This is a genomic window from Mesorhizobium amorphae, assembly GCF_014843845.1.
GTDB classification, from domain to species: Bacteria; Pseudomonadota; Alphaproteobacteria; order Rhizobiales; family Rhizobiaceae; genus Mesorhizobium; species Mesorhizobium amorphae_A.
The window spans coordinates 302,899-321,145 of the sequence record NZ_JHQS01000061.1; the positions used below are offsets into that span (position 1 = coordinate 302,899).

Below are 18,247 nucleotides of genomic sequence, written 5' to 3' on the forward strand. Positions count from 1 at the left end.
CAAAGGCGAGGCGGTTCCGAAAACGAGATGAATTCTTGACCGGTTATGATCAGAATTTTGCGGGATTGGCGTTGGCACCGCACACCAGAACCGCGATCCGCTCGCCCGGCACCGGCTGGTAGCGACCGGACAGCACCGCCGCGAAGGCCGCCGCACCGCCCGGCTCGGAGATGATTCGCACCCGGTCCCACAGCGCTTTCTGGGCGGCAATGATGTCGTCGTCGCTGACCAGGAGGGAACGCTCGACATAGGCTTCGGCGATCGGGAACATAATTTCGCCGACCCGCTTCGGCGCCAGCGAATCGGCGGCGATGCCTTCGGCCGGTGCGTCGACGGGCCGTCCGGCCTCGAAGGCGAGGTGCAGCGTCGGCGCGCCTTCCGGCTCGACGGCGACGATCCGGATGCGGCCGGCAAACCAGGCGGCGATGCCGCCGATCAGGCCGCCGCCACCGACAGCGACCAGCAAGGTGTCGATCTCGGGCAGGTCGGTCTCGATCTCGAGGCCGAGCGTGCCTTGCCCGACCAGCGTCTCCTCCTGGTTGAAGGCGTGGATCTGCAGCGCACCGGTTTTCTCGGCGAAGCTCTCGCTGGCGGCCAGAGCCTCGGCGTAGCGGGCGCCGCCGACGACCAGTTCGGCGCCGTAGCCGCGGATGCGGTCGAGCTTGGCCGGTGGGCTCACTTCGGGAACGAAGATGGTGGCCTTGTGGCCAAGCCGCATGGCCGCATAGGCGACAGCCGCGCCATGGTTGCCGCCGGATGCGGCGACGACGCCGGCCGCGGGCACGGGGCGTTCGAGGAGATTGGTGAAGGCGCCGCGCGCCTTGAACGAGCCGGAATGCTGCAGGCATTCGAGCTTGAGGTCGACGGCCAGGGACGGGCGGCCGAAATCGGCCATGTCGACGCGCAGCACAGGCGTGTGGCGCACGAAGGGCCGGATGCGCGGCTCCATCGCGGCGATGCGTTCGCGGGTGATCAAGGTGCTGCTGGCCATATCTTGCTCTCTGGGGTTTGAAGCGAACCCGGTTCGGGACCGCAGCCTATTTCAACCAGTCGGGCACCGAATCCAGTCCGATCAGTTCGTCATAGGTCTGGCGCGGGCGCACGACATGGAAACGGTCGCCGTCGACCAGCACTTCCGGCACCAGGAGCCGGGTGTTGTAGGTGCCGGCCTGCACCGCGCCATAGGCGCCGGCAGTGGCAATCGCGATCAGGTCGCCGGCCTTCAGCCTGGGCAGGTCGCGGTCGAGGCCGATATAGTCGCCGGTCTCGCAGACCGGGCCGACCACGTCGACCGTCATGCGCGGTGCTGCCGCCGGCTGCTGCACCACCGGCCTGATGTCGTGGAAGGCGTCGTACAGCGTCGGCCGGATCAAATCGTTCATGGCGGCGTCGACGACGAGGAAATTCTTGGCGTCGCCTTCCTTCACGAAGATCACTTCCGAAACCAGGATGCCGGCATTGCCGACGATCAGGCGGCCCGGTTCGAACATGACCTTGAGGCCGAGCTTGGTGACGTGCTTCCTGACAATCTCGGCATAGGCGTCGGGCAGCGGTGGCGGGCTGTTGTCGACTCGGTAGGGGATACCGAGGCCGCCGCCGAGATCGACATGCTCGATTGCATGCCCGTCGGCGCGCAGCGCGCCGACCAGATCGACGAGCAGGGCAAAGGCATCGTCGAAGGGCTGCAACTCGGTGATCTGGCTGCCGATATGGGTGTCGATGCCGGTGACCTTGATGCCCGGCAGGCTTGCCGCGCGGGCATAGACCTGCCGCGCCTTCTGCCAGGGAATGCCGAACTTGTTCTCGGCCTTGCCGGTGGAGATCTTCTTGTGGGTCCTGGCGTCAACATCCGGGTTGATGCGCAGCGAGACCGGCGCCACCTTGCCGAGTGCGGCGGCGCGGGCGGAAAGCAGCTCGAGTTCGGGCTCGGATTCGACATTGAAGCAGAGGATGCCGGCTGACAGCGCAAAGTCCATTTCGCGCGCGGTCTTGCCGACGCCCGAAAACAGGATCTTGCTGGCCGGGATGCCGGCGGCCAGCGCGCGGCGCAACTCGCCTTCCGATACGACGTCGGCGCCCGCACCGAGCCTGGCCAGCGTGCGCAGCACCGCCTGGTTGGAGTTCGCCTTCATGGCATAGCAGACCAACGCGTCGAGCCCGGCAAAAGCCTGGGCAAAGACACGAAAATGCCTGGTCAGCGTCGCCGTCGAATAGCAATAGAACGGCGTGCCGACGCTTGCGGCGATGTCTGAAATCGCCACGTCCTCGGCGTAGAGCACGCCGTCGCGGTAGTCGAAATGGTTCACGAGAGTGGTTCCGGAAGTTGGAGCACGATGAGATCGGGTGATCTCATCGGCTCTAGAGCAGCGGGTCGAGAATGAACTTCTTGTCCTCGACCGGTTTTTCCGGCTCCGGCGGCACGGGCTGCTTGGCTTTCTCGGCGTCCTTGCGGGCCTGCACGGCGGCCTCGTAAGGGGTGTCGAGGCCGGCCTTCCTGCCGCAGGCCGTCACGGCGGCCATCGCCGCCAGCAACGTCAGCGTCACCAAAATCCTGCTTCCGGTCATCGATCCATCCGTCCGAGAAAAATCCGTTGCCTGCTTCTAGCGAAATTTTTGGGCCTTTGCACCCCGGCAAATCAGGCCGCCGCTGAGGTCACGCCTTGGCCAGACGCTTTTTCCAGTAGCGGATCTGCTTTCTGACTTCCGATGGTGCGGTGCCGCCGAAGCTCACGCGGCTCTTGACCGAGTTCTGCACGGCCAGCACCGAAAAAATGTCCGCGGTGATGCCGGGATGGATCGATTGCAGATCCTCGAGCGAGAGCTTCTCCAGACCCACCTTCTTTTCCTCGGCCAGCGCCACCGCGCGGCCGGTGACGTGATGCGCCTCGCGGAACGGCAGGCCGAGCGTGCGCACCAGCCAGTCGGCAAGGTCGGTCGCGGTCGAATGGCCGGCACCCGCCGCCTTCTTCATGGCGACGGCATTCACCGTCATGTCGCGCACCATGCCGGTCATCGCCGCCAGCATCAGGTCGAGTGTCTCGGCGGCGTCGAAGACGGATTCCTTGTCTTCCTGCATGTCCTTGCCATAGGTCAGCGGCATGCCCTTCATCACCGTCAGCAGGCCGACAAGATGGCCGGTGACGCGGCCGGTCTTGCCGCGCACCAGTTCGGCGGCGTCGGGGTTTTTCTTCTGCGGCATGATCGAGGAGCCGGTGGAGAAGCTGTCCGACAGCCTGACGAAACCGAATTGCGGCGTCGACCAGATGATAATCTCCTCGGCCAGCCGCGACAGATGGGTGGCGCAGATCGCCGCCAGCGCCAGGAACTCGAGCGCGAAATCGCGGTCCGAGACGCTGTCCAGCGAGTTGCGCATCGGCTCGCGGAAGCCGAGCGCCTTGGCGGTAAGGTGGCGGTCGATAGCAAAGCTGGTGCCGGCAAGTGCTGCCGCACCGAGCGGGCTTTCGTCCATGCGCTCGATGGCGTCGCGCACCCGCGACAGGTCGCGCGAGAACATCTCGACGTAGGCCATGCAGTGATGGCCGAAGGTCACCGGTTGCGCCGCCTGCATATGGGTGAAGCCCGGCATCACGGTTGCCGCATGCTCCTCGGCCCGCTCCAGGAAGGCGGCGATCAGTCCCTTCAGCGCTTCGGCGACACGCAAACACTCGTCCTTGACCCAGAGCCTGAGGTCGACCGCGACCTGGTCATTGCGCGAACGGGCGGTGTGCAGGCGGCCGGCGGCCGGGCCGATCAGATCGGCGAGGCGAGCCTCGATATTCATGTGAATGTCTTCCAGCCGGGTCGAGAATTCGAAGCTGCCGGCCTCGATCTCTTTCAGAATCGTGTTCAGCCCGTGAGCGATTTTTTCTTGATCGGCCGCCGAAATAATGCCCGTTTGCGCCAGCATCTCGCTATGCGCGATCGAGCCTCTGATGTCCTGCGCGTAGAGTTTGCGGTCGAACGAGATCGATGCGTTGATCGCTTCCATGATCGCGGCCGGACCCGAGGCAAAACGTCCGCCCCACATCTGGTTGCTGGCCTTCTTGTCGCTCATTGCTATAAACCCGTGCTCCGGAGCAGTTTTAAGAAAATGGCAGACGGCAATAGATTATTCCCGGCCCCGCGCCTCATCCTCGCCGCCTTGGCGGCGGGCGTGCTGGCCGGCGCGGTCGCGGTATATGTCAGCGAGAGCGGTTCTGGCAACAACGCGCCGGTGCAAGCCGCCGCCGGCGACGGCAAGGACGATGCCGTCTGCGCGGCAAAGGCCGACCGCGCCAAGAAGGTTGCGGCTGCCGCCACCGGGCAGGTTGCAGCACTTTTGCCGGCCGACCCGCCGCAATCGCTGAAAAGCCTTGCCTTCAACGATCCCGACGGCAAGCCGATGACGCTCGCCGACCATGCCGGAAAAACGCTGCTGCTCAATCTGTGGGCGACATGGTGCGCGCCATGCCGTGCCGAGATGCCGGCGCTCGACGCGTTGCAGAAGGAAAAGGGCAGCGATGCCTTCCAGGTCGTCGCGGTCAATGTCGATACCGGCGACGACGCCAAGCCGAAGAAGTTTCTCGGCGATATCGGCATCGAGACGCTCGGCTACTACCGGGATTCGACGATGGGGCTGTTCAACGACGTCAAGAAGCGCGGCCTGGCACTGGGCCTGCCGGTGACGATGCTGATCGATGGCGAGGGCTGCCTGATCGCCCATATGAACGGCCCGGCCGAATGGTCGAGCCCGGACGCGAAGCGGCTGGTCGAAGCCGCAATTGGCCCGTCAGATTGAGCGCAGCGCAGCGGCCGGCTCCAGCATCAGGATGCTGCCGCCGCGTTGCCTGGCGTCGTCGTTGACCGCTGGCCCGGTCACGCCGGTCAGTTCGCCGAACGTCTCGATCGGGCTCGGCCTGCCAAGATAAAAGCCTTGTCCGATCTCGCAGTCCTCAGCGTCGAGGAAGCGCAGCTCGCCCAATGTCTCGACGCCTTCGGCCAGGACAGGCAGGCCGAGGCCGCGACCCAGTCCCAGCACGGCGCGAACGATCGCAGCGACCTGGCCGTTCCTGTCGACGGACTTGATGAAGGAGCCGTCGATCTTGATCTTGTCAAAGGGGAAGGCGCGAAGGTTGGAAAGCGAGGAATAGCCGGTGCCGAAATCGTCCATGGCGACGCGGACGCCGAGCGCCTTGACCTGTCGCAAGGTCGCCAGCGCGCGCGGCATGTCCTTGACCAGCGCGGTTTCGGTGATCTCCAGCTCGAGCCTGCCCGGCGCCAGGCCGGATCGAAGCAGGACTTCATGCACCTTGCGGCTGAAATTCGGATTGTGCAGCTGCACGGCCGAAACGTTGACGGCGACCGTCAGCGGGTTCTTCCAGCGGGCGGCTTCCTCGCAGGCCGTCGCCAGAACCCATTCGCCGATCTGCAGGATGGCGCCGCTGTCCTCGGCCACCGGGATGAACACGGCCGGGGAAACCTCTCCACGCTGCGGGTGCTGCCAGCGGATCAGGGCCTCGAAGCCGATCATCCTGCCGCTGCTGATTTCCTTCTGCGGCTGATAGACGAGGCGAAATTCATTGCGCGCCACCGCCTGGCGCAAATCATGTTCCAGCACCCGCCGGTCGCGCGCCTCGGCGCCCATCGATGCCTCGAAATAGCGGTAGGTGTCCTTGCCCTCGGCCTTGGCGCGATAGAGCGCGGTGTCGGCATGGCTGACGAGGGCTGCCTGTTCGTCCGCGTCGAGCGGGTAGAGGGCGATGCCGATGCTGGCCGAGACCAGGCCGCCGCCGGGCGACAGCTTGTTCTCCTCGCGCATGGCGGCAAGCACCGCCTCGGCGATACGGCCCGCCGCCTGGGGATCGGGAAGGTTCGGCGCGATGATGGCGAATTCGTCGCCGCCGAGGCGCGCCAGCATCTGGCCGTGGCGAAGCACGGCGGAGGCGCATTGCGCAACCTTTTGCAGCATGGCGTCGCCGGCGGCATGACCGAAGAGATCGTTCACTTCCTTGAACCGGTCGAGGTCGAGCAGCAGCAGCGCGAGATTGCCGCCCTTGCAGCCTCGGTCCGCCGCGGCAATTTCGGCTTCGAGGCGGCTCGTGAAGCTGCGGCGGTTGGCAAGCCCGGTCAGCGGGTCGAAATGAGCGAGGCGGACGATCTCCTGCTCGGCCTTCTTGCGTTCGCGGATGTCGCGAACAGCGACCACATTGTGCGGCTTGCCGCAATAGTCGATGTTTCTGGCGATCAGCTCCACGGGTATGCGGGCACCGTCGTGGCTTCGCAGTTCGGCTTCCTGCGCCTGTCCTTCGATCATGCTCGACGCGGCGCGCTCGCCGAACAGATCGCCGAGCAGCATCGCGTTCAGCGTGCCGGCGGCGATGCCGGTCAGCGCCGCGATGCTGTCATTGGCGCTGACGATGCGGTTGCCGTCGCAGACGATGAGACCCTCCACGGCGGCGTTGGCCAGGCCATGCATGCGTTCGGCCTCGACCTTGTGACGGCGGAAGCGCAGATCGATCCAGAGTGCCGCGGCCGAAAGCACGAGGATCACCAGGCTGACCGCGGCGGCGGCGAAGGCCTGCGACATCGGTTCGACAGTGTATTTCGATATTTCTATGGAGCTGTCCGGATAGATCGACACCGCGGCCATGGCGATGAAATGCAAGGTGCAGATCGCCAGCGTCAGAAGCACGGCGGCGACGATTGTCCCTGACGTCGAGGGCCGGCGCAGCACGACGAGAAGCGAGAGTGCGGCAAGCGTGATGCCGGCCACCAGCGAGACGGCGACGAGGAGCTGGTCCCAGACGATCCGGCCCTGCACCTCGAACGCCGCCATGCCGGTATAGTGCATGGTGGCGATGCCGCCGCCAAGCACGGCGCCGCCGACAAGATAGTGATCGATGCCGCCGCGCAAGGTGGCGATCCACATGCCGACGGCAGTCAGGATGACGGCGGCGGCAAGCGAAAGCACGGAAAGTTCCGCATTGTATGCGTTCGGAATTCCCGGCGAGAATGCAATCATGGCGATGAAGTGGGTCGCCCAGATGCCGAAACCGGTCGAGGTGGCGGCAATCATCAGCCAGGCGTAGCGGTTTCTGTTGGTCGACCGGTCGACATGGCGAAGCAGATTGATCGCGGAAAAGGAAGAGATGCCACAAATAAGCGCCGCCAGTGCAACCAGTCTCAGATCGTGTTCGTGCACGATACAATTATAGACGGTCAACATCTCGCTTCACCTGATCTTCCCGCAATAATCAAGGCAATGGTATTGATTAGGGCCCGACGGTTGAAGAATCAGTTATTGCGTATACAACCGCAGCGTGCTGTTCCGGGTTGTATCGGAGGGCAATTTCCGTTTTGCTTCAGCCGATGCCGCCGACCGGTGCGGGATCGCCGGCCTTAGCGCCGCTGGGTAGGCAGGTCGACAGCTTGGAGACCTGCATTTCATCCATACAATTTAGCCGGATAACCACTCTTGTTCTCCTGGCCTTTACGCCACTCCGCGGCGCCCTAGCTAACTGGAGCGCTGGTGTGGCGGTTTCATGCCGGCGTGCCGTCGAGGGGAGGAGAGTTTGGCTGTCCACAGGCCTGAAAAGGCACAACAGAACTGTCACATACCTTCTCTATGAGAGCGGCAAAGGACTTGCGCAAAGCCTGATGTCATCAGCCACTCAAGAGGGAATCATATCCATGTCGATCATCAAGCAGGGCTTAGCTGCCCTTGCCGCCGGCGCTCTCGGCATCGCGCTGGCACAGCCGGCTGCCGGGGAACCGGTCAAATTCGATTTCTGGTTCGGCCTTTCGGGCGACCTCGCCCGCGTCGTCGATACGCTGTGCAAGAACTTCAACGCATCGCAATCCGACTATGAAGTCGTCTGCACCAGCCAGGGCAATTACGACGCCACGCTGCAGAACACCATCGCCGCCTTCCGCGCCGGCAAGCAGCCGACCGTCGTCCAGGTCTACGACGTCGGCACCGCCACGATGATGCTGTCGGGTGCCTACAAGCCGGCCGACAAGCTGATGGAAGAAAACGGCTACAAGATCGACTACAGCGACTATTTCCCCGGCATCGCCCGCTATTACGCGACGTCGAAGGGCGAGATGCTGTCCTTCCCGTTCAATTCCTCGACCCCGCTGATGTACTGGAACAAGGACGCCTTCGCCAAGATCGGCAAGACCGAGGCACCGAAGACCTGGGAAGACGTCGGCGCCGACCTCAAGGCCCTGAAGGACGCCGGCTATGAATGCCCGATGGCGATCAACATCTCGGCCAACGAAAGCTGGCAGCTGATGGAGCAATTCTCGGCGCTGCACAACCAGCCGATCGCCACCAAGAACAATGGCTATGACGGTCTCGACGCCCGCCTCGAGATGAACAAGACCAAGTTCGTGCAGTATGTCACCGACCTCAAGAAGTGGTATGACGCCGGCCTGATCAAGATCAAGTCCAAGGATCTCGGCCAAGATATGGTCCAGGCCTTCGCGTCCGGCACCTGCGAGGTCATCATGACCTCGGTCGGCGATCACGGCACGGTCGGCAAGACGCAGAAGGAAGGCATGAACTGGGACGTCGCCGAGTTGCCGGTTTATGCCGGCACCGAGCGCAAGAATTCGCTGGTCGGCGGCGCCTCGCTATGGGTGCTCTCCGGCAAGTCGGATGCCGAGTACAAGGGCGCGGCCGCCTTCCTCAACTTCATCCACGACCCCAAGACCGCTTTGTTCTGGTCGACCAACACCGGCTATATTCCGGTGACGAAGTCGGGCTTCGATTACTTGAAAACGCAGGGCTTCTACGACAAGGCGCCCTACAAGGGCCGTGAGGTGGCGATCGCCAGCCTGACCGCTTCGGAACCGACCGAAATCACTCGTGGCATCCGTCTCGGCAATTTCACCCAGATCCGAGCCGAGTTCGGCACGCAGATGCAGGCGATATTCGCCAACAAGGTCAGCGTCCAGGAAGGCATCGACACGCTGGTCAAGAACGGCGATGCGATCCTCGACCGCTTCCAGCAGACCTATCCGGACAAGACACTGCCCTGATTTCAGGTGTTGCCGCGGCCGCCCGCCGGGAATCGACGGGCGGCCAGTTCACATCTAGTTTCATTTCGGGAAAGCGGGCTGGCGGTTCAACGGCGTCGGCGGATCGATGGAAAAACGCGTCACTTTCAGCAGATGGTCGATCGGCATCCTGTTTGCGGTGCCGCAGCTGATCCTGATCTTCACCTTCTTCTACTGGCCGGCCGGCCAGGCCGTCTATTGGTCGCTGACGCTGCAGCAGCCCTGGGGCGGCGGCAACATCTGGGTCGGGCTCGATAATTTCCGGTCGATCCTGTCCAACGCCGACTACTGGAACTCGATCACGGCCAGTCTGACCTTTGCCGCGATCAGCACCGGTCTTGCCATGCTCATCGCTTTGGTGATCGCCACCCTGACGGATCGGCAGCTTGCCGGCTCACGGCTCTATCGCGTGGTGCTGATCTGGCCCTATGGCATCGCCGCGCCGGCACTGGCAATGGCTTTCCGCTTCATCCTGGCGCCGGAGGCCGGCTTCATGGCTGTCGTCAATCAGGTCTGGCCCGGCTTCTGGGATCCTGGCCTCGACGGCACCGATGCCATGGCTTCCATCATCGTTGCCTTTTCATGGAAATATGTCGGCTACAATTTCATCTTCTTCCTCGCAGCCCTGCAGGCAATCCCGCGTTCGCTGATCGAGGCGGCGGCGATGGACGGCTCGGGCGTCATCAGGCGGTTCTGGGATATCCAGTTCCCGCTGATCACGCCGACGATCTTTTTCCTGCTGGTGATCAACATCACCGAGAGCTTCCAGGATTCCTTCGGCATCGTCGACATCATGACATCGGGCGGGCCGGCCAACGCGACGAATCTGATGGTCTACAAGATCTATTCCGACGGCTTCAAAGGCCTCGACTATTCGGGCGCGGCCGCACAGAGCATCATCCTGATGCTGCTCATCATCGTGCTGACCATCTTCCAGTTCCGCTTCATCGAGCGGCGCGTGCATTATCGCTGAGGCGGCCATGGTCGAGCGCACCCCGATCCTCAATTTCTTGACGCATGTGATCCTGTTCCTGGGCTTCGTGTTTTGCGTCGCACCGTTCGTGATCGTGGTGATCGCCGCATCGCATAATCTTAAGGACGTCAACGACGTGCCGATGTCGCTGCTGCCGGGCAGCGATTTCTGGATCAACATCAAGACCGCGTGGACGACGGCCGACCTCGGCCCGAAGCTGCTCAACAGCTTCATCATGGCCGCCGGCGTCGCGGCGGGCAAAGTCATCATCTCGGCGCTTACCGCCTTCTCGATCGTCTACTTCCGCTATCCCGGCCGCATGCTGATCTTCTGGCTGGTCTTCATCACGCTGATGCTGCCGCTCGAAGTGCGCATCGTGCCGACCTACGCGGTCGTCGCCAATGTGCTGTCCCCCTACCAGACCATCCTCGACCTGACCGGGCTGAGCTGGTTGATCGAGAAAATCTCGGGCGTCCAGGTTTCGCTCAGCCTTGGCCTTCTCAACTCCTACACCGGACTGATCCTGCCGCTGATCGCTACCGCCACCGGGACCTTCCTCTACCGGCAGTTCTTCCTGACGGTGCCGGATGAGCTGACCGAAGCCGCGCGCATGGACGGCGCAGGTGCTGTGCGCTTCTTCATTGACATCCTGCTGCCGCTGTCGCGCAACAACATGGCGGCGCTGGGAACCATCATGTTCCTGTGGGCGTGGAACCAGTATCTTTGGCCGTTGCTCATCACCACCGATCAGTCGCATGCGACGGCGGTGACCGAACTCAAGCAGCTCATCCCGAATGTCGGCGGCATACCGGAATGGAACATCGCGATGGCCGGCACGCTCATCGTCATGCTGCCGCCACTGGTCGTCGTCGTGGTCATGCAGCGCTGGTTCGTGCGCGGCCTGATCGCCACTGAAAAGTAGGAGACGAAAAGATGGCCTCCATCACCATTCGCGACGTCTACAAAAGCTACGCCAAAATGCAGGTCGTGCATGGCGTCAACCTCGACATCACGTCGGGCGAATTCGTCGTCATCCTCGGCCCATCCGGCTGCGGCAAGTCCACGCTGCTCCGGATGATTGCCGGGCTGGAGGAGATCTCCGGCGGCACGATCGCCATCGACGGCGCGATCGTCAACAGGCTCGAGCCGCGCGAGCGCGGCTGCGCCATGGTGTTCCAGAACTATGCGCTCTATCCGCATATGAGCGTGGCGCAGAATATCGGCTACTCGCTGAAGGTCGCCGGCGTTCCCACCGCCGAGCGCACCCAGCGCATCCAGGCGGTGGCCCGAATCCTGGAGCTCGAACAACTGCTCGACCGCAAGCCGATGGCGCTGTCGGGTGGCCAGCGCCAGCGCGTCGCCATGGGTCGCGCCATGATCCGCGAGCCCAAGGTTTTTCTCTTCGACGAACCGCTTTCCAACCTCGACGCCAAGCTGCGCGTGCAGATGCGTTCAGAAATCCGCAAGCTGCACCGCCGGCTGAGCGCCACCTCGGTCTTCGTCACACACGACCAGGTCGAGGCGATGACGCTTGCCGACCGGCTGGTGGTGATGAATGGCGGCCGCGTCGAACAGGTCGGCACGCCCAGCGAAATCTACAGCCGGCCGGCCAGCCGTTTCGTTGCGACCTTCGTCGGCGCGCCGGCGATGAACATGCTCGAAGGCGAGGTCACGCTCGACGGCCTGTCGCTGCTCGGCGGCAGCCGGCGCCTGGCCGTTTCGCGTGCCGGCCTGCCGGTCGGTACCAAGGTCGCGGTGGGTATCCGGCCTGAAGCCGTGCGCCTGGTCGCTCCCGGCACGCCGGGCGCGCTCAATGCCACCGTCGATCTGGTGGAGGAACTGGGCGCGGGCCGCGTCGTCTATGTCGACCTCGACGGCGCGGCGTTTTCCGTGATGACGTCGGAGGCTGTCCATCCGGCGCCCGGCAGCGCGGTCGGCCTGCAGTTTTCCGAGGCAGACCTGCATTTCTTCTCGTCCGAGACGGGAAGCCGCCTCGACGTCTTCAAGGCTTCGGTGCCGGTCCCCGCGCTTTGATCTTTTGCGGCCATCCGCCAGCTCATTCCTGCCCCCTCCGGGCGTTCAGAAAATTCCCCCGTCGGATCGAAGAAGGGCGCGCAATGAAAATCATCCAGGTCACCGACGTGCATCTCGGCCGGCGGGGCGAAATCCGCTACGGCGCGGATTTGCATGAGCGGCTCGATCGCTGCATCGCGCATATCAACGCCCGTCATGGCGATGCCGCGCTTTGCGTCTTCACCGGCGACCTGACCGAAACCGGTGCAGCCGAGAGCTATGCCGATCTGAAGTCGGCCCTGGCCAGGCTTTCCCTGCCTTACCGGCTGCTGCCGGGAAATCACGACAGGCGCGCCAATCTCGCCGCGGCATTTCCCGAAAGCCCGGTCGACGACAATGGCTTCGTGCAGTCGGTCTTCGAGACACCTGAGGCATCGCTGCTGTTCCTCGACAGCCTGGCCGAAGGCCGCGTCACCGGCGAGCTGTCCAACGAGCGGCTGGCCTGGCTGGATGCCAGGCTCAGCGAAGCGGCGGGACGGCAGGCCTACATCTTCCTGCACCATCCGCCGGTCGAGCTCGGCCTGCCGCTGCTCGATCCGCTCGGGCTCGAACAGCCCACGCGCCTCCTGGAACTGCTCAAGCGCCACGGCAATGTCGGTCACATCTTCTTCGGCCATGTCCATCGCGACATTGCCGGTACCGTCGCCGGCATCCCGTTTACCGCGCAACGCGGACTGCATGCCCGCTTCGTGCTCGATCTGGTGGGGGAAGAGGTGGTCGAGCAGGCGCCGCCCACCTACGCGATCATCCTCATCGACGCTGCCGCCCGACGGGTGGTCGTGCACAATTGCGATTTCCTCGAACAGTGGCCCACCTATTCGACTGAGACGGGCAAGCTCGTCGAATAGCGTCGTCGGTGGCGGCGCCGACCCCAGCCGGCGCAGGACCAGTCAGGCAAATACATGCGCCATGCCTGAAACTGTCAGCCGGACGATCTCGCCAAGGGCCGGAGCGTCCATGCCGGGCTTGCGCAGGATGAGCGGCGTGTTGCCGATTGCGGCAGCGTCTGGCGGATCGGGGCTGTTCAGAAGCCGCACGGCGATGGTGCACATGGAACCGGCGAATTCGGATTCCGTCACTTCGCCGAACAGCATTTCCGGCGTGCCCGACATGCCTTCACGGGACGTGCGTTTCAGCAGCACCTGTTCCGGGCGCAGCATGATACGAGCGACGTCGCGCCGCTCGGTCGTGTCGACGGCGATGCGGCCGAGCGGCGAGGTGGCGAAGCCGTCCGCTATCCTCGCCGGCAGGATGATGGCGTCACCAAGGAACTCGGCGATCATCCTGTCCTTTGGCTGGAAATAGAGCTCGCGCGGTGTGCCGACCTGCGAGAACAGGCCATCGCGCATGACCGCGACCTGGCTGGCGAAGGACAGCGCCTCGGCCTGGTCGTGGGTGACCAGGATCGTGGTGATCCCCGCGGCCTCCAGAAGCTCGGCCACCGCCTTGCGCATCGAGGCGCGCAGGCCGGTGTCGAGGGCCGAGAACGGCTCGTCGAGTAGCATCAGCCGGGGCTTCATCGCCATGGCGCGGGCCAGCGCCACACGCTGCTGTTGGCCGCCGGAGAGCTCGTGCGGGCGGCGTTTGAGGATCGCCTTGTCCAGCCCGACGATATAGGCGAGCTCGACAATGTGCTCGGTGCGCTTGTCGGCGCCGCGGACCACGCCGAAACCGATATTGTCGGCGATGGTCAGATGCGGGAACAGGGCGCCGTCCTGCGCCACCACGCCGATGCCGCGGCGATACGCCGGAACGGCGGCGCCGCCATTGGCCAGCACCTCGCCGTCGAGCACGATGCGGCCCTGGTCGGGGGCTTCGAAGCCGGCGATCAGCCTGAGCAGGGTCGTCTTGCCGCAGCCGGACGGTCCGACGATCGCCGTGCGGCTGCCGCGCATGACACTGAGGTCGACGCCGGCAAGTGCGGCCACCGGGCCGTAGTGTTTTTGCACGCCGCTGAGTTCGAGAAAGCTCATCGTCCAGCCATCCTTTTCGACTGGACGTAAAGCAGCCAGGTCAAAGGCAGCGACATCGCCACCATGATGAAGGCGTAAGGTGCGGCCGAGGCATAGTCGATCTCGCCGCTATAGGACCAGAACGCCATCGCCAGCGTGCGGGTGCCGTTGGGCGCCAGCATCTGGGTGGCGGTCAGCTCGTTGGTGATGCCGAGCGCCACCAGTGCCATGCCCGCCGCAGCTCCCGGTGCCGACAGGCGGATCGTCGTCGACCACAGCGCCCTGAGCGGCGGCCGTCCGAGGCTCGAGGCAGCGCGTTCGAGTTCGACCGGCGCCTGCGCGATCGACGCCCTGAGACTGATCAAAGCGCGCGGCAGGAACATCAGCGCATAGGCGAAAAGGATGGTGAACAGGGTCTGGTAGAGCGGCATGGCGATGCGTACGGTGATGGTGACCAGCGCCAGCGCGATGACGACGCCGGGCAGGGAGCCGACGATGTAGTTGCAGCCTTCGAGAAGCCGCTGCAGCGGACCCGGCGCTCGGATCGAGACCCAGGCCATCGGCATGGCGGCGATCGTTGCGAGCAGCGCGCCGCCAACCGCCAGGAACAGGGTCTGGCCGAGTGCAAGGCCGATCTCGTCGAGGCGCCAGACATCGGTGCCGCCGGCGATCAGCCAGCGGCCGATGGTGACGAAAGGCACGCCGAGCGAAAGCAGTGCGGTGATTGCGGGCAGCGCCAGGCAGGCAAGTGTGACGCGGCCGAGCCGCGTGCGCTGCTGCTGGCGCGCCGCACCGGAGCCGACGCGGGCATAGCGCTCCTCGCCACGCACCAGTACTTCCAGGGCGAGCAGCACGAAGCAGCACGTCACCAGCACCGCGGCCAGCATGTTGGCGGCCGGTCCGTTGAAGGTCGACTGGAACTGGTCGACGATCGCCGTGGTGAAAGTGTCGAAGCGGATGAAGACATAAAGACCGTATTCGGCAAGCAGATGCAGGCCGACCAGCAGCGAGCCGCCGCAAATGGCGAGCCTCAGCTGCGGCAGCACGACGCGGGCAAAGACCCGCCATGGGCCGAGCCCAAGCGCCGCCGCGGCATCCTCGAGCGCGGGGTCGAGACGACGCAGCGCCGCCGCGATCGGCAGATAGAGGAACGGGAAATAGGCAAGGACCGAAACCAGCACCCCGGCCCAAAGGCCGTGCAGTCCCGGCACCAGGCTGACCCAGGCATAGGAATGCACGAAGGCGGGGATGGCGAGCGGCGCCACCGACAGCCAAGCCCATAGGCGTGCGCCGGGCAGGTCGCTGCGTTCGGTCAGCCAGGCCAGCGTTACCGACAGCACGATCGAAATCGGAACCGCCATCGCCACCAGAAGGACGGTGTTGACCAGGAGTTCGCCGACGCGTGGACGAAAGACCAGCGCCGATGCGGTTTCCCAGCCGGTCTGCACCGCCACCCAGACGATGAAGGCAAGCGGCAGCAATGCAAGCAGCGAGACAAGGGTGGCCGCGATCAGGATCCAGGAGAGGGAGCGACGGCGCGTCCCATGTCCGGCCTTAAGGCCGGCCGGCAGGCCTGGACGCGAAAGATCGACCGCAGACTGCATCAGGCCGGACGCCGCGCCGCTTCCGCCTGCTGGCGGAGATCATCGGAGGCACGCGGAATGCGGCCAGAAACGCAGCTTGTCGTCATCGACGAATGCCACCTCGAAAACAGAGCGCTCCCGCGGAGAGCGTATCCCGCGGGAGCGCAGTCGGTTGCCCTTTTAGGACGAACGCGAACTAAAGCAAGCCGGCTGCCGTCATCAGGTCGGTGACCTTCTTTGAATTCAGGGTCGCCGGCTCGACCTTCGGCGCCTGCAGATCGGCGAGCGGCACCAGTTTCGCATTGGAGTCGGCGCCTTTGCCGACCGCATATTCAAAGGACGTGCCGTTCTTCAGCACCTCCTGGCCACCCTTGCCGGTCACCCACTTCAGGAAGGCCTGAGCTTCCTTCTGGTGCTTGCTCGAGGCCAGCACGCCGCCGCCAGAGATCGAGACGAAAGCGCCCGGATCCTGGTTCTTGAAATAGTGCATGGCGACGTTCTTGCTGTTCTCGCCGGTCTTGGCCTGATCGCCGAAATAATAATAATGGTAGATGACGCCGCCTTCGATCTCGCCGGCATTGACCGCCTTCATCACAGTGCTGTTGCCCTTGTAGGCGGTGAAGTTCGTCTTCATCGCCTTCAGCCAGTCGGCCGTCGCGGCCTCGCCCTTCAGCTGCAGCAGAGCGCTGACGATGGCCTGGAAATCGGCGCCGGAGGGGGAGGCGGCCCAGCGGCCCTTCCAGCTCGGTTCGGCGAGCTCAAGCAGCGACTTGGGCAGTTGGTCTTCCTTCAGCTTGGTCTTGTCGTAGGCAAAGACGGTGCTGCGCGCGGCAACGCCGACCCATTTGCCGGTGGTCGGCTGGTATTCCTGCGGAACCTGCGCCAGCGTGTCGGCATCGACCGGCGCGAACAGGCCGGCGGCCTCGACCAGGGCCATGGCCGGCGAGTTTTCGGTCAGGAACACGTCGGCCGGCGAGGCAGCGCCTTCGGCGACGATCTGGTTGGAGAAATCGCTGTCGCCGCCATTGCGCAGCGTGACCTTGATGCCGGTCTCCTTGGTGAAGCCCTCGGCCCATTCCTTGGCCAGGCTCTCATGCTGGGCGTTGTAGACGACGATGCCGGCATCCTCGGCCGTGGCCGGGGCGGCGATCAGGCTGATCGCCAGCGCGGTGGCGCCGGCGAGGGCGGAAAGGGCGTATCTCATGGGGTGTCGTCCTCGATCTTGTTGGTTGGTCTTGGCACGGCTGCACCTACCAATACCTGATTGTCCGAGTCAACATTGGTGAACTGGTTCAATCGGCAGCCGGGCGCAAACTTTCGTGATTCTGCGGCAGTTTGGCTTGGACATTATTTCGCCGGCCACGTAACAAAACAGCGCCGAGACGCGAACATCGGGGGAGTGAACTCTTGTGACCGGCAAGGATGAGGCCGAGCTTTCCCGGCTGCTCAAGGCCGCAATCGCCGGAGATGAAAGGGCCTACGCCGACTTTCTGCACCGGACGGCTGTTCTCGTTCGCGGCTTTGCCCGGCGCAAGATCGTACAGGGCGGGGTCGACCCCGAGGATGTCGTGCAGGAAACCTTGCTGGCTATTCATGTGAAACGGCATACCTGGCGCGACGATGCGCCGGTGCTGCCATGGGTCTATGCCATAGCGCGCTTCAAGCTGATCGATGCCTTCCGGCGGCGCGGGCGGCGTGTCGAGATCGAGATCGACGAAATCGCCGAAACCTTCGCCGAGCCTGAGACCGAGACCGTCAGCGAGCGCGACATCAACCGGGTGCTGGACAGCCTGCCGCCGGCGCAGCGCTCGGTGGTCTCGGCGGTGTCGGTCGAGGGCCGTTCGATCGGCGAGACGGCGGCGAAATTCGGCATTACCGAGACGGCGGTGCGGGTGTCGCTGCATCGCGGCCTTGCCGCCATTGCCAGGCGTTTCGGGCGGGAATGACATGAGGACCGAGGATCTCATCAAGGCATTGGACGCCGACGCCCGCAGCAAGGCGATGCCGCTGCGTTCGGCCTGGTGGGTAGCCACCGCGGCTGCGGCGGTGATCGCCGCGGTGGTTTTCTGGTTCACGATCGGTCCACGTTCCGACATCATGATCGCCATGCACACGATGCGCTTCCTGTCGAAGTTCGTCTTCACCATCGTGCTTGCCGGCACCGCCTTCGCGCTGATCCACGCGTTGTCGACGCCCGGCGCATCGACGGGAAAGGCGGCGGCCTGGATGGCCGCGGCGCCGCTGCTCGTCCTCGTGGCTGTGGTTCTGGAACTCTTCGCGGTGCCTGAGGCGCAATGGGGCACGCGGCTGGTCGGCTCCAACATGATGATCTGCATGGGCTTCATCCCGCTGATCGGCATTGGCCCGCTGGCGATTTTCCTGTGGATGCTGCGCTACGGCGCGCCGACGCGGCCGGTGCTTGCCGGCGCGGTTGCGGGCCTGCTCGCCGGTGGGCTGGCGGCGACCTTCTATGCCGCGCACTGCGTCGACGATTCACCGCTCTTCGTCGCCACCTGGTACACGGTCGCGATCATCATCCTTACGGCGCTGGGAGCCCTGGGCGGGCGGCTTTTCGTGCGCTGGTAGGGGGAACGCACACCGATCCTTAATCATGCCGGCAATTGTTT

The 18,247-nt window shown here is 64.3% G+C and carries 16 protein-coding genes; 8 read left to right on the forward strand and 8 right to left on the reverse strand.

From position 1 onward, the window contains the following. Nucleotides 1-49 precede the first annotated feature (49 nt). The 4 genes from DH08_RS27940 to argH all read right to left on the reverse strand — a co-directional run bounded on the left by DH08_RS27940 (nucleotide 50) and on the right by argH (nucleotide 4,054). Nucleotides 50-991, reverse strand: coding sequence for a threonine/serine dehydratase (locus DH08_RS27940; RefSeq protein ID WP_192182485.1), 942 nt, complete (start codon nucleotides 989-991; stop codon nucleotides 50-52). 46 nt (nucleotides 992-1,037) lie between these two features. Beyond that, the gene (gene lysA / locus DH08_RS27945; protein WP_192182486.1) at nucleotides 1,038-2,306 is read right to left on the reverse strand and encodes a diaminopimelate decarboxylase; all 1,269 of its coding nucleotides are present in this window, start codon (nucleotides 2,304-2,306) and stop codon (nucleotides 1,038-1,040) included. Nucleotides 2,307-2,358: 52 nt separating this feature from the next. Continuing rightward, complete coding sequence (locus DH08_RS27950) at nucleotides 2,359-2,565, reverse strand: hypothetical protein (protein WP_120016324.1); 207 nt, start codon at nucleotides 2,563-2,565, stop codon at nucleotides 2,359-2,361. 88 nt (nucleotides 2,566-2,653) lie between these two features. Continuing rightward, nucleotides 2,654-4,054 carry an argininosuccinate lyase gene (gene argH, locus DH08_RS27955; RefSeq protein ID WP_192182487.1) on the reverse strand — a complete coding sequence of 467 codons (1,401 nt, stop codon included), beginning with the start codon at nucleotides 4,052-4,054 and terminating at the stop codon, nucleotides 2,654-2,656. A 36-nt stretch (nucleotides 4,055-4,090) separates the two neighbouring features. On the opposite strand from argH, the gene tlpA reads away from it, so the two are divergent. Further along, nucleotides 4,091-4,777, forward strand: coding sequence for a thiol:disulfide interchange protein TlpA (tlpA, locus tag DH08_RS27960; protein WP_192182488.1), 687 nt, complete (start codon nucleotides 4,091-4,093; stop codon nucleotides 4,775-4,777). On the opposite strand, the gene DH08_RS27965 is transcribed toward tlpA, so the two are convergent. Continuing rightward, the gene (locus DH08_RS27965; protein WP_192182489.1) at nucleotides 4,769-7,204 is read right to left on the reverse strand and encodes a sensor domain-containing diguanylate cyclase; all 2,436 of its coding nucleotides are present in this window, start codon (nucleotides 7,202-7,204) and stop codon (nucleotides 4,769-4,771) included. The two genes, tlpA and DH08_RS27965, sit on opposite strands and share 9 nt — an antisense overlap. Before the next feature lie 464 nt (nucleotides 7,205-7,668). On the opposite strand from DH08_RS27965, the gene DH08_RS27970 reads away from it, so the two are divergent. The 5 genes from DH08_RS27970 (at nucleotide 7,669) to DH08_RS27990 (ending at nucleotide 12,933) form a co-directional block, all read left to right on the forward strand. After that, a complete protein-coding gene (locus DH08_RS27970; protein ID WP_192182490.1) occupies nucleotides 7,669-9,021 on the forward strand; it encodes an extracellular solute-binding protein in 1,353 nt (450 codons plus the stop codon). Nucleotides 9,022-9,127: 106 nt separating this feature from the next. Further along, nucleotides 9,128-10,012 carry a carbohydrate ABC transporter permease gene (locus DH08_RS27975; protein WP_192182491.1) on the forward strand — a complete coding sequence of 295 codons (885 nt, stop codon included), beginning with the start codon at nucleotides 9,128-9,130 and terminating at the stop codon, nucleotides 10,010-10,012. A 7-nt stretch (nucleotides 10,013-10,019) separates the two neighbouring features. Continuing rightward, complete coding sequence (locus tag DH08_RS27980; protein WP_192182492.1) at nucleotides 10,020-10,934, forward strand: ABC transporter permease subunit; 915 nt, start codon at nucleotides 10,020-10,022, stop codon at nucleotides 10,932-10,934. 11 nt (nucleotides 10,935-10,945) lie between these two features. After that, nucleotides 10,946-12,046 (forward strand): sn-glycerol-3-phosphate ABC transporter ATP-binding protein UgpC, encoded by a 1,101-nt coding sequence (ugpC, locus tag DH08_RS27985; protein WP_192182493.1) that lies wholly within the window; start codon nucleotides 10,946-10,948, stop codon nucleotides 12,044-12,046. 83 nt (nucleotides 12,047-12,129) lie between these two features. Then, nucleotides 12,130-12,933 (forward strand): phosphodiesterase, encoded by an 804-nt coding sequence (locus DH08_RS27990; RefSeq protein WP_192182494.1) that lies wholly within the window; start codon nucleotides 12,130-12,132, stop codon nucleotides 12,931-12,933. Nucleotides 12,934-12,975: 42 nt separating this feature from the next. Here the strand turns inward: DH08_RS27990 and DH08_RS27995 are convergent, their stop codons facing one another. From DH08_RS27995 to DH08_RS28005, 3 genes are all read right to left on the reverse strand, one after another. Continuing rightward, entirely contained in the window at nucleotides 12,976-14,058 is a 1,083-nt protein-coding gene (locus tag DH08_RS27995; RefSeq protein ID WP_192182495.1) for an ABC transporter ATP-binding protein, read from the reverse strand. Continuing rightward, the gene (locus tag DH08_RS28000; protein ID WP_192182496.1) at nucleotides 14,055-15,641 is read right to left on the reverse strand and encodes an ABC transporter permease; all 1,587 of its coding nucleotides are present in this window, start codon (nucleotides 15,639-15,641) and stop codon (nucleotides 14,055-14,057) included. Before DH08_RS28000 ends, DH08_RS27995 begins: the two co-directional genes overlap by 4 nt. A gap of 175 nt (nucleotides 15,642-15,816) precedes the next feature. Further along, nucleotides 15,817-16,824 carry an iron ABC transporter substrate-binding protein gene (locus tag DH08_RS28005; protein WP_192182497.1) on the reverse strand — a complete coding sequence of 336 codons (1,008 nt, stop codon included), beginning with the start codon at nucleotides 16,822-16,824 and terminating at the stop codon, nucleotides 15,817-15,819. A gap of 205 nt (nucleotides 16,825-17,029) precedes the next feature. On the opposite strand from DH08_RS28005, the gene DH08_RS28010 reads away from it, so the two are divergent. Beyond that, nucleotides 17,030-17,566 carry a sigma-70 family RNA polymerase sigma factor gene (locus DH08_RS28010; protein ID WP_192182498.1) on the forward strand — a complete coding sequence of 179 codons (537 nt, stop codon included), beginning with the start codon at nucleotides 17,030-17,032 and terminating at the stop codon, nucleotides 17,564-17,566. A 1-nt stretch (nucleotide 17,567) separates the two neighbouring features. Further along, nucleotides 17,568-18,206 (forward strand): NrsF family protein, encoded by a 639-nt coding sequence (locus DH08_RS28015; RefSeq protein ID WP_192182499.1) that lies wholly within the window; start codon nucleotides 17,568-17,570, stop codon nucleotides 18,204-18,206. Nucleotides 18,207-18,247: the final 41 nt, after the last annotated feature.